Source organism: Pelagibacterium sp., assembly GCF_048264985.1.
GTDB lineage: Bacteria > Pseudomonadota > Alphaproteobacteria > Rhizobiales > Devosiaceae > Pelagibacterium.
Genome location: NZ_JBLXCL010000002.1, coordinates 464457 through 474883, shown reverse-complemented (window position 1 = coordinate 474883; position 10427 = coordinate 464457). Strand labels below are relative to the sequence as shown.

General features: G+C 58.0%; 11 protein-coding genes and 1 pseudogene. 4 read left to right on the top strand and 8 right to left on the bottom strand.

Annotation, left to right across the window (positions count from 1 at the left end; genetic code table 11):
• Window positions 1-297, top strand: a pseudogene (locus ACN0TA_RS11675) (methyl-accepting chemotaxis protein); the annotation flags it as partial.
• Between the two features lie 869 nt (window positions 298-1166).
• On the opposite strand, the gene ACN0TA_RS11670 reads toward ACN0TA_RS11675, so the two are convergent.
• Window positions 1167-1559, bottom strand: coding sequence for a septal ring lytic transglycosylase RlpA family protein (locus ACN0TA_RS11670; protein WP_417583044.1), 393 nt, complete (start codon window positions 1557-1559; stop codon window positions 1167-1169).
• Between the two features lie 220 nt (window positions 1560-1779).
• Window positions 1780-2427: a peptidase inhibitor family I36 protein gene (locus tag ACN0TA_RS11665; protein ID WP_417583042.1), complete on the bottom strand. Its 648-nt coding sequence runs from the start codon at window positions 2425-2427 to the stop codon at window positions 1780-1782.
• Window positions 2428-2595: 168 nt separating this feature from the next.
• On the opposite strand from ACN0TA_RS11665, the gene ACN0TA_RS11660 reads away from it, so the two are divergent.
• Entirely contained in the window at window positions 2596-3246 is a 651-nt protein-coding gene (locus ACN0TA_RS11660; protein ID WP_417583040.1) for an MOSC domain-containing protein, read from the top strand.
• Between the two features lie 10 nt (window positions 3247-3256).
• On the opposite strand, the gene ACN0TA_RS11655 is transcribed toward ACN0TA_RS11660, so the two are convergent.
• On the bottom strand, window positions 3257-3646 hold the full coding sequence (locus tag ACN0TA_RS11655; protein ID WP_417583038.1) for an acyl-CoA thioesterase: 390 nt from the start codon (window positions 3644-3646) through the stop codon (window positions 3257-3259).
• 2 nt (window positions 3647-3648) lie between these two features.
• Entirely contained in the window at window positions 3649-4242 is a 594-nt protein-coding gene (locus tag ACN0TA_RS11650) for a thymidine kinase (protein ID WP_417583036.1), read from the bottom strand.
• Window positions 4243-4551: 309 nt separating this feature from the next.
• On the opposite strand from ACN0TA_RS11650, the gene ACN0TA_RS11645 reads away from it, so the two are divergent.
• Window positions 4552-4962, top strand: a complete 411-nt coding sequence (locus tag ACN0TA_RS11645) for a hypothetical protein (protein ID WP_417583034.1) — start codon at window positions 4552-4554, stop codon at window positions 4960-4962.
• Here ACN0TA_RS11645 and ACN0TA_RS11640 read toward each other — a convergent pair.
• From ACN0TA_RS11640 to ACN0TA_RS11630, 3 genes are all read right to left on the bottom strand, one after another.
• Complete coding sequence (locus ACN0TA_RS11640) at window positions 4946-5839, bottom strand: DMT family transporter (RefSeq protein WP_417583032.1); 894 nt, start codon at window positions 5837-5839, stop codon at window positions 4946-4948. The two genes, ACN0TA_RS11645 and ACN0TA_RS11640, sit on opposite strands and share 17 nt — an antisense overlap.
• A gap of 7 nt (window positions 5840-5846) precedes the next feature.
• Window positions 5847-7073, bottom strand: a complete 1227-nt coding sequence (locus tag ACN0TA_RS11635) for an aminotransferase class V-fold PLP-dependent enzyme (RefSeq protein ID WP_417583030.1) — start codon at window positions 7071-7073, stop codon at window positions 5847-5849.
• Window positions 7074-7138: 65 nt separating this feature from the next.
• Window positions 7139-7729, bottom strand: a complete 591-nt coding sequence (locus tag ACN0TA_RS11630; protein WP_417583028.1) for a CBS domain-containing protein — start codon at window positions 7727-7729, stop codon at window positions 7139-7141.
• 3 nt (window positions 7730-7732) lie between these two features.
• Here ACN0TA_RS11630 and ACN0TA_RS11625 point away from each other — a divergent pair, with 3 nt between their 5' ends.
• Window positions 7733-8935, top strand: coding sequence for a pyridoxal phosphate-dependent aminotransferase (locus tag ACN0TA_RS11625; RefSeq protein ID WP_417583026.1), 1203 nt, complete (start codon window positions 7733-7735; stop codon window positions 8933-8935).
• 14 nt (window positions 8936-8949) lie between these two features.
• Here ACN0TA_RS11625 and ACN0TA_RS11620 read toward each other — a convergent pair whose 3' ends face one another.
• Window positions 8950-9981 (bottom strand): NAD(P)-dependent alcohol dehydrogenase, encoded by a 1032-nt coding sequence (locus ACN0TA_RS11620; protein WP_417583024.1) that lies wholly within the window; start codon window positions 9979-9981, stop codon window positions 8950-8952.
• Between the last annotated feature and the right edge of the window lie 446 nt (window positions 9982-10427).

The following is a 10427-nucleotide window of genomic DNA, read 5'->3' as shown; positions in this document are numbered from 1 at the left end:
AACCGCGAGCAGACAACGGCGATCGGTGAAGTGCGGACAGCTGTTCAGCAGATGGACGAGATGACCCAGCACAATGCGGCGCTGGTCGAGGAAACCAATGCGGCAATCGAGCAGACAGAGGCCCAGGCTTCAGAGCTCGACCGTGTGGTGGCAATCTTTACCATCGACAAAACGACGACCATCTCGAACGATCCTGTGGTGGCGCAGCCACATAAGCGCGACGTCGCCAAGGCAGCACGTTCCTACCTGGTTGACGGCAATGCCGCCCTCAAGGAGGACGACTGGGCGGAATTCTAATCCCTCCATGCAGTCTATTTGAATGAGCCCGCGCAGCATGCTGCGCGGGCTTTTTCGTTGCTAAACGCTCTCGTGCACGAAATTGGATGTCGGCGCGAAGGGAGACGGGGCGTCAAGCCTGTGGCCATTCTGGTTTCATGCTGCGAAAACCAGGAGGATTCCGACGCGTTCTTCTGGCCAACCTATATCGGGCGTCTGCCTCAGACCGAGGCGGGGCATGTGAAACGATCGTGGGTGTAGAGCGGTCGCTGCCGTGTCGCCTCAATCAGCGTTTTCATTACGCTGGGGGCTTGAGGACTATGTGGAGCAATTGGCCGCGGCAGAAGGCAAAGCGGAAAGATCGCTTGCAAAAGGGGCCCAGCGGGCCCCTTTTCTTTATGCAGCCAGAGCGCCGGTCACGAAAAGGACCATTGTGAACAAAGCGCAAAGGCTTGCGCCCGTCAGAGCAGCGACGGACATCGATACCAGTTTTTGTGTCGTCATTTTGTAGGACATGAGCAACCCTCGATACGGCAGGGTTGGCGACCCGGCCAAGGACTTGGAACTGTGCAAACGGCAAGGTTTCGCCGTCGGCTTCATACTCAAACTAGCCCCCAAACCGGCGTGTGCGCATGTCGCCAAACAGTGCGCACAACGCCGGCGGCATTTCTGCCGCGATCGCCAGGGCACCTCAGGAAGTACGTCCTTGCGACACCCGAACTATGCGCGGTTAACGGCTGGTTGTGCGGGAAACTAAAATTGAAGGTAAATTTTTGGTTTCGTCTGGTTTCAGGCTGTGGAGAACCGGCAGCGCTCGCCTGAATTTTCCATAAAACAGGGCGCTCCGGTACTTCGGAGCGCCCTGTGGACGATGCGGTAATGGCAGGAAATCAGCCGATAACTTCGACAACGACCTTTGCAGTGCCGGAATTGATCATGCCGATCTGGCTGGCAGCTTCGTGCGAAAGGTCGATGATGCGTCCGCCCGTGAAGGGACCGCGATCATTGATGCGAACCACGACGCTCTCACCATTGTTGCTGTTGGTGACCACAACCTCGGTGCCGAAGGGCAGGTAGCGGTGCGCTGCTGTGAGGGCGTGCTGATTGTAGGTTTCGCCGTTGGCGGTTTTTCTGCCGTGGAACTTGCCGCCATACCATGATGCGGTGCCTGACAGGGTTTGAACGATACCGATCGTGTCCTGCGCGTTGATGGCTGAAGTGGCGAGGGGGAAAGCTCCAAGAGTGAGTGCTGTGATCAGCACTGCAGGCTTGATGAATTTCATGAGGGTCCTGACCCGTTTCTGTTTGGCGACGGAACAGGTTTCTACACGAAGTTGTGACCAGAACTAGGAACGAATCGGTCAAAAAATGGGCAATCAGCCAAATTGGCGAATTGGCGCGGAACCGTGCTTTTTCGGCAACGCCCAGGATTTGCTGATGCGAAACGTAAAAATCCCGCCCGGACGTGCCGGGCGGGTTGGTCGATCCAGCGTTTGATCCGGATCAACGGCGACCCAGATAATACGATGAAATGTCGTCGGAAAGCATACCCAGGTTGCGCACCGAGCGGTCGATTACGGCGCAACGGCCGTTGAAGTTCGGGCTCGTGCAGACCGTGGCGCTCACATTGCCCTCGACGCGGGCTGAGCGGATGCGATCGTTCCAGAAATTGCCCAGGAAGCGCTCGTTATCGTCACCGGTGCCGCAGAAGCTGCGACCGGCGTAGTCATATTCTTCATAAAAGCAGACGCGGCCTGACGGGGCAGGTGTACCCGGACGGTTGTTGCCGATTGTCACGTTGAAATTGGGCGTGTTGATTGAAAATCCGATATCGGGCTGGTTGGGAGCAGGGGCCGGAGCCGGTGCCGGGGTCGGGCGACCATCGTTGATGGGGCGCAAATAGCGGGCCGATGCCCAGCCGCGAATATTGGCTGCCGAAACCTGGCACCAGGTGTTGGTATTGTTGCAGCCTGTAACCTCGACCACCTGATTGGTGGAAAGCGCGGCAACGACGGGATAGCTGGTGCTGGGACCGGTCCGCACGTTAAGCGCCGCAGTGGCAAAGGCCTGATAGGCTTGAGCACCGGTTACAGTCGCCAGAATGCCAGTGACCGCAAGAATTGCCGCGGTCGCAAATGTCCTGAAGTTCATGTCGCTCTCCCTTCGAGAGAATTGGGGCTTTGTGGCAAAAATTTGCAAGCCGGCCCTTTGGTTCCATCGCGAGTCGCGATGCGCGGTTTACCGCAGTAATGGTTCTCGGCTACAGAGATTGCAAACGCTGCTTGAACCGTGAATGAACAGGGTTGTCTTAAAAGCGATATGTCCGAAATTGTCCTCAAAAGTGTCAATATTGCCCAGCCTGTCGCGCTTGATCCGGAACGCCCGGAAAAACTGACGGGAATCTGCAAGCAGCCTGTTCAAGGCGCAGTGCGAGTGCATCGGCTGGGTGCCGAGGGTGACGTTGTGCTCGATACCAGACATCACGGTGGACCGGGCCAGGCGCTCTATCTCTATTCGTCGGAAGATTATGCGTTCTGGAGGGCGCACGAGGTAACGAGCGCGGCCGGAATGTTCGGGGAAAACCTGACGGTATCGGGAATCGAAAGCGCCAATCTTTGTATTGGCGACCGCCTGGCTGTTGGCGAGGTGTTGCTTGAAGTCACGTCATCGCGGATCCCCTGTGCGACGCTTGCCAAGCGGATGGGCGACCCGGCGTTCGTTAAAAAGTTCCGGGATGCAGGCCGTCCCGGAGCTTATTTAAGGGTGATTTCGGAAGGTTACATCGAGGCCGGGCAAACCCTGGAATTAATTGCTTTTGATGGGGACAGGATTACACTTGGAGAGCATTTTGCGTTGGCGTTTGCCGCCAACAAAAACCCACTCTCGCGCGAGATGATAACCCGGCTGTTGGCGCTGCCCCTGGCCGAACGCGACCGGGCCGATAATTTGGAACGTCTCGCAGCGCTCTAGTCTCGCCGGTCTAGTCCTTGCCAATCGAACGTTTCTTGCCGTCATCGGTGAGGGCGACATAGATGAAATGGCCCTCGGTGACCTTGGTGCGGCGGGGGACGTCGCGGGATTTTGTCCAGGCCTCCATCCCGACCTTGATGGACGTGTTTCCAATCCTGTCGATCCACGTATAGACGCAAAGCACATCGCCCACCCTGACCGGTGCGATGAAACTCATGGCTTCAACAGCGACCGTTGCGACCCGCCCTCCAATGGTCTCGACAGCGCAAATGGCGCCTGCAATGTCCATCTGGCTCATAACCCAGCCGCCGAAGATGTCGCCAGCGGCGTTTGTATCGGCGGGCATGGCCATAGTTCGGATGGTCATCGCACCGCGCGGTTCGATTGCGTTGTCTTGCATGGTTATGGTCCTTTCACCGGCCAGCGGCCGACAGCTTCTTCCCAGTGCTTGCGGCAAAGCGAGAGATAGACCGACTTTTCGATCGAGACTTGATCGCCATCGGTCAGCGCGCGTCCATTCATATCCTGACGCACGACCATTGTCGCTTTTGCCCCGCAGGTGCAAACCGTGCGGATTTCGCGCAGCGTGTCCGCGGTGGCGAGCAATTCCATTGATCCAGGGAAGAGCTTACCCTGAAAATCGGTGCGTAATCCGTAACACATGACCGGAATGGACAACCGGTCGGCGACCCGGGCCAACTGCCAGACCTGATCGCGGGAGAGAAACTGCGCCTCATCGACAAGCACGCAATCGATCTTGGACTCTTCCTCATTGTCGCGAACCGACTGATAGAGGTCGTCATGCGGATTATAGAGGAGCGCAGGCTCAGCGATGCCGATCCGCGAGCGGATCAGGCCCATGCCGTCCTCGACATAGAGCGCCGAGGTGTAGAGGAGGGGGCGCATGCCGCGTTCGCGGTAATTGTGGGCGGCCTGCAGCAGCAGGGTGGATTTGCCCGCATTCATTGCGGCATAGGAAAAGTAGAGCTTGGCCACGGGGCCATCCCGGAAAATGTGAGTGACCCATGTTTGTAACCCGAGTGTGCCCTTGTGGCGGGGGTGTCGGCATGCTCTTCCACAGGAAAAGAAAACGGTCGCCGAGGCGGGCGACCGGAAGGTGGTGCCGAATGGGGTATCGGCGTCGAGCTGACCGGCGGGGGTGCCGGCTGCCTTGACGAACGTAATGTCGACTCATGACGCTGCTATGACACATTGATCTTGGTCTGCATGGTTCATGCGACGTTCAGTTGCCATAGGGCAAAAAAGTCAGGCTCAGTACATTCTATCTCTGCGGAGTTTTTCCCGATGGCGCATTGCTTTGGTTCCCTTTTTCGCTCGATGCCGTTGCTTGTCGCAATGCTTGTTGCAACGCCCGCTTTGGCGCAGGAGCAATTCAACCCCATTGGCCTATGGGAACCCGACAATAAGGAGTCGCGCTATGAGTTTACCTATTGCGGGGAAAACGGCGACCGTCTGTGCGCGGAACTGATCTGGATTCAGGAAGACAAGAAAGATGCGCGCAATACCAAATATCTCAACACATACATGTTCAAGAACGCGCGCCATGTTCGTATGAACGAATGGAACGGCACTGTGACGCTCGAAGGGTTCAACATCGGAGGCACGGTTACCCAGACCAGCAACGACGCGATGCGGCTCCAAGCCTGCGCGCTATTCGTGTTCTGCGAGGATATTCAGCTCAACCGGATTCAGTGACAGGCTTTGGCTTGAGATTTGGCAGCAACTCGACAAGCAGCACCGCCGCGAAGATCAGCGCAACGCCAAAATAGCCAATCGATTGCAGCCGCTCGCCAAGAATGAGCGCCCCGCCAATTGCGGCGAAAAGGCTCTCTGCCGACAGGATTATGGCGGCATTGGCAGGTGGAACGTGTTGTTGCCCGATGGCCTGAAGGGTGAAGCCGACAGCCGTTGAAAGGGCGCCGGCATAGAGGATTTCCATCCAGCCGGCGGATAGGGCTGAGATGGTTGGGACTTCAACTGCGAAGGCGCCTATTGTGCCAAGGGCTCCGGCAATGAGAAAGCTCATCGATGATATGAAGATGGGCCGCGCAGTTTCCCGTGCCAGATAGCCGAGCAAAAGCACGTGAAGTGCCCAGAAAACCGCGCTGAAGATGACCAGCCCATCGCCGGTGTTGAGCCGATCGAGACGCGCGCCGTTGAGCAGAAACAGGCCGATTAGTGCGACGGGTACGCCGAGCCATATGACCTTATGAGGCGGCTGTCGGAAAACGAACAGCAGGATCATCGGGACCAGAAGAATATAAAGCCCGGTAAGAAAGCCTGAATTCGTGACCGTGGTGAACAGCAACCCATATTGCTGGAGGATAGCGCCCGCAAAGAAATTGAAGCTCAGGAACGCAATTAACGCCCATTGCCGCGCTGTCAGCGCAACTGGCTGGCGGTTATTTTCGCGTAAGGCGAGCGGCAGTATCAACAAGCCGCCGAGTAGAAACCGTGCGCCCGTGAAGGTGAGCGGACCCATGGCATCCATCGCCGACTTCTGGGCGATAAAGGCAAAGCCCCAGATAGCCGTTGCCAAAAGCAGGCACGTCAGCGCAAGCGAACGGGGCACGGCCGGCTCAGAGCTCAGCGTCGAGCGCAGTGATGAGGCGGTCGATTTCCTCGGGGCTTGTGTAGTGAACAAAGCTCAGGCGCAGCACGCCTTTCTCGGGATCGATCCCCAGGCGCTGCAAGAGTCGATAGGCGTAAAAGTGCGAACCGCCAGCCATGATCTTGTGATTGGCCAGCCGTTTAGCCGCAGCAATACCGGGCTCGCCCAGTTCGAGCGCGATGGTTGGTGCGCGCAAGTGTGCAGCGGACGGCCCAATGAGCCGCAGATCGCTGCGCGACCGCAGATATTCCATGAGGGGTTCCAGGAGTGCTTGTTCCTGGGCATGGATCAGTGTTTCGGCGCGGCGAAAAGGATCGCCTTCGCTGCCCCCTGAAAGTGCTGCAATGGCTTCGAGGTAATCGCAGATCCCGGCACTGGCTGCAATCTGGGCATGGTCGGGACCTGCAGGGGTCAGCCGCTTGCGTGGGAGGTCCGCGTTGAAGAAATGGCCCTGATTGGGCAGCTCCTGGTTGAGGTCGGGACGCACGACCATGATGCCCTGATGGGGACCAAAAGTCTTGTAGGCGGAAAACAGGTAGATATCGGCGCCGAGTGCTGTGACATCGGGCAATCCATGTGGGGCGTAAGAGACCCCGTCGACCATCGAGATGACGCCGACCGATTTGAGCTTGCGGCAAATGTTGGCAACCGGATTGATCTCGCCAACGATATTGGATGCGTGTGGGAAGGCGACGACGCGCACCGTTTCATCGAGCAGGGCATCAAGGGAAGCTGGATCGAGATGGCCGGTCTCCGGATCGGAACGCCACTCGCGAATTGTGATGCCCTTTTCGGCAAGGCGCCTCAAGGCGCCCGAATTTGCCTCATGATCCTGATCTGTGACGACAATTGTCTGGCCCGGTTCGAGCCACTGGCCAATGGCCTGCGCCAAGACGTAAGTGTTGGCCGTTGTGGAGGGGCCGAATTGAACGGCCTCCACAGCGACATTGAGTGCGGTGGCCATGCGCTCATAGGCCAGATCCATTGCCTCTCCGCCCGAAATCGAAGCGGGATAGGCACCATAGGGCTGGACTTTGGTCTTGGCGTAAAAATCTGCAAGCCGATTAATGACCTGCCGCGCCGTGTAGGAGCCGCCAGCGTTCTCGAAGAACGCCCAATCGCTTAGCGAAGGTTCCGCAAAAGCAGGGAAATGCGCGCGAACGGCATCGGGAGCTAACGGCAGAGCAGCGGACATGAAATTTTACCAGTAGATGTAAAGACAATCACTGGTAGCCGGTCGCGCAGGCGCGGGCAAGCCGGTCAACTGGCGATATAATCGCGAAGTGCTCCGGCTTCCTGCTCAGCCTCCTCAATCTTGCGCTTAACCACATCGCCTATCGAGATAATGCCGATCAATTGGCCGTTCTCGACAACCGGCAGGTGACGGAAACGCCCCTGGGACATGATGCCCATTGCTTGATCGACAGTGTCGGACTTGGTGCAGGTCTTCGGTGCCCGGGTCATGAGCGTAGCAACGGGCTTGGCGCGGAAACCTTCTGCGCTACCGGCCAGATGGCGGACGATATCGCGCTCGGAGACGATACCCTCTACCTTGCCATGGTCAACGACGACGACGGCGCCGATATTGTGGCGGGCCAAGGTGGCGATCAAGTCGCCAATGGTTGCGTCCGACGCAACCGTTATGACGTCGCTGCCTTTGACGGTCAGGATCGATTCAACAAACATGGCCTCTACCTCCTCTTCGCTGATGGTCAGCTTGCCTCGTGCAATGCAAACGCGCAAGTGCATGTCATGGTCGACAAATTGGCGATTGACACCGGTAAAGACATGGCTGGATGTGCGATCACCCGCTATAGAACGGGTGGAAATGCCACCTAAAGGTAGAGACATGTCATGGGACTAATTTCAGACGCATTGTCGCGTGTGCAGCCGTCAGCAACCGTGGGTATCACCCAGCTTGCCCGTCAGATGGCGCAGGCCGGCAAGGATGTCATAGCGCTTTCGGCAGGCGAACCTGATTTCGATACACCCGAACATGTTCGTAAAGCGGCCATCGCGGCAATCGAGCGGGGCGAGACGCGCTACACCAATGTCGAGGGCATTGCAGAACTTAAAGACGCAGTTGCGGCCAAGTTTCGCCGCGACAACGGGCTCGATGTCAGCGCTGAGGATTGTTTCGTTTCCGCTGGTGGCAAGCAGATCATTTTTAACGCGCTGATGGCTACTCTCAATCCCGGTGACGAGGTGGTGGTGCCGGTACCCTATTGGGTGAGCTACCCCGAGATCGTCAGGTTGGCTGGAGCTGAACCCGTGTTCGCCCAAGCCAGCCAGGAGACTGGCTTCAAGTTGACACCACAAGCGCTGGATGCGGCGATCTCGCCGAGAACCAAGTGGCTCATTCTCAACACGCCGTCCAACCCTTCAGGTGCTGCATATACCCGCGATGAGCTGGCAGGGCTGGCAGCGGTTCTGATGAGACATCCCCATGTCTATGTCCTGACCGACGATATCTATGAGGTGCTGGTCTATGACGCACGCAGCTTTGCGACCATAGCTGAGGTGGAGCCAAAATTGATGGCGCGAACAGTGACCATGAACGGGGTTTCAAAATCTCATGCGATGACGGGTTGGCGCATCGGGTACTGCACGGGGCCTAAAGACATATTGAAGGCCATGCTCAAGCTTCAGAGCCAGTCGACAACCAATCCCCCTTCGATCTCTCAATGGGCTGCTGTCGAGGCGCTCAATGGGCCGCAGGGATTTCTCCTGGAATGGCGTGAGACCTTCCAGGCGCGCCGGGATATGGTGGTTGCCCGGCTCAGAGAGTGCGTGGGGCTAGAGTGCCTGGTGCCCGAAGGCGCATTTTATGCGTTTCCGTCATGTGCCGCGCTGTTGGGCAAGACAAGCGCCGGCGGGCGCCTCCTTGCAAGCGACGAGGACCTGGTTATGGCTCTGCTTGAAGAGAATGGTGTCGCACTTGTCCACGGCTCGGCGTTCGGGCTGGGCGGACACTTCCGCGTTTCATACGCAGCATCGGAGCGTACGCTCGAACAAGCCATGGATCGGATCGAGGCGTTCTGCGCGGGGGTTCGCTAGGCCCCTTGAGGCGGCTAAAGCTTGATTTGCAGCTTTACGTCGCCGGGGCGCCCCTCGGCGGCGCGTTCGAACGCTGTAATCGCGTCATCGAATGCAAATGTCTTCGTTACGAGCGGATCAAGATCGATCTTGCCCGAGGCCACCAGCGCGATGGCGCGATCGTAAACATGGGCGTAGCGGAACACAGTTTCGATCCGGGCTTCGCGAGCTTGTGCGGCAACGATATCGAGCGGCACCGGTGCAATGGGCATGCCGACCAGCACCACGGCGCCCGAGGGGCGCAGCATGTCGAAAATGCCCTCATAGGCGCGTGGGTTGCCACTCGCCTCAAAGATGACGTCGAGGCCCCAGCCGTCGGTTTCGGTGCGGATACGGTCCTTAAGGTTTTGCGAAGCGATGTTGATCGGATGGACGCCGGAATACTGACCGGCGATGTCGAGCTTGATCTGCTCAAGGTCGGAAATGAACACGCGCGCGCAGCCACCAGCGAGGGCGGCCAGAGCGGTCAGGATGCCGATGGGACCAGCGCCGATGACCAATGCAGTATCGCCGGGCGCTATTTTCGCCTTGGCGGCTGCCTGCATGCCGACAGCCAGAGGCTCTATCATGGCGCCTTGTGCAAATGAGACTGTATCAGGCAATTTGTAGGTAAACGCTTCTGGGTGGACGACGCTGGGTGCGAGGCATCCATGGATCGGAGGAGTTGCCCAGAACGTCACATCAGGATCGACATTGTAGAGGCCCAAGCGCGTCGCCCGGTTGTCCGGGTTTGGGATGCCAGGCTCCATGCAGACGCGATCGCCTGGCTTGAGTGTGGTGACCTCGGCTCCGATTTCGCTGACAGTGCCCGACGCTTCGTGGCCAAGCACCATGGGACTTTCGACGACGAAGGGACCGATGCGACCGTGCGTGTAGTAATGCACATCGCTGCCGCAGATGCCCACAGTGTCGATTGCAATTCTGACATCGCGTGGCCCGAGCGTGTCCGGCAGGTCTATATCGCGCAGCGAAAGGCTGCGGGTTTTCTCGAGCACCAGGGCCTTCATGACAATTCTCCTCAACCGATCTTCGAGAAGTATCGCTGGCATGCGTGCGATGAAAGCAAAAAAAGAGGCTCCGTCCGAAGACGGAGCCTTGATCGGGCGAAGCCCAAATCTCTCAGTTTACGACCCTGCCGAGGGAGGAGGAGACGGCGCAGGTCGGTTGAGCGAAGGATGTGGGAGGAGGATACATCATTCACTCGGTTGCCGGGAGCGAGGGGCCCAGGGAGGAGGAGAGGGCGCGTCGCTCATCGACAAGGCGAATATGCGCGCTGCAGCGGGCTGCAACAACAAGCAAAAGCGCATACCTGCTATGCATTAGGCATGCGTCATTCTGTGATTAAATTTTGAGCATAAATAGGGCGGGGAAATGAAAAGAGGCCTCACCGAGGAGGGTCGGTGAGGCCTCTGAACTGTCGGCCGCATTCGAGGGAGGAGGAGTTCGAATTACG

Bases quoted from the DNA above. Each gene is read 5' to 3' on its own strand.
- ACN0TA_RS11660 (WP_417583040.1), top strand. From the start codon at position 2,596: ATGTCCGAAATTGTCCTCAAAAGTGTCAATATTGCCCAGCCTGTCGCG.
- ACN0TA_RS11625 (WP_417583026.1), top strand. From the start codon at position 7,733: ATGGGACTAATTTCAGACGCATTGTCGCGTGTGCAGCCGTCAGCAACC.
- ACN0TA_RS11620 (WP_417583024.1), bottom strand. From the start codon at position 9,981: ATGAAGGCCCTGGTGCTCGAGAAAACCCGCAGCCTTTCGCTGCGCGAT.
- ACN0TA_RS11665 (WP_417583042.1), bottom strand. From the start codon at position 2,427: ATGAACTTCAGGACATTTGCGACCGCGGCAATTCTTGCGGTCACTGGC.
- ACN0TA_RS11670 (WP_417583044.1), bottom strand. From the start codon at position 1,559: ATGAAATTCATCAAGCCTGCAGTGCTGATCACAGCACTCACTCTTGGA.
- ACN0TA_RS11635 (WP_417583030.1), bottom strand. From the start codon at position 7,073: ATGTCCGCTGCTCTGCCGTTAGCTCCCGATGCCGTTCGCGCGCATTTC.
- ACN0TA_RS11645 (WP_417583034.1), top strand. From the start codon at position 4,552: ATGGCGCATTGCTTTGGTTCCCTTTTTCGCTCGATGCCGTTGCTTGTC.
- ACN0TA_RS11630 (WP_417583028.1), bottom strand. From the start codon at position 7,729: ATGTCTCTACCTTTAGGTGGCATTTCCACCCGTTCTATAGCGGGTGAT.
- ACN0TA_RS11655 (WP_417583038.1), bottom strand. From the start codon at position 3,646: ATGCAAGACAACGCAATCGAACCGCGCGGTGCGATGACCATCCGAACT.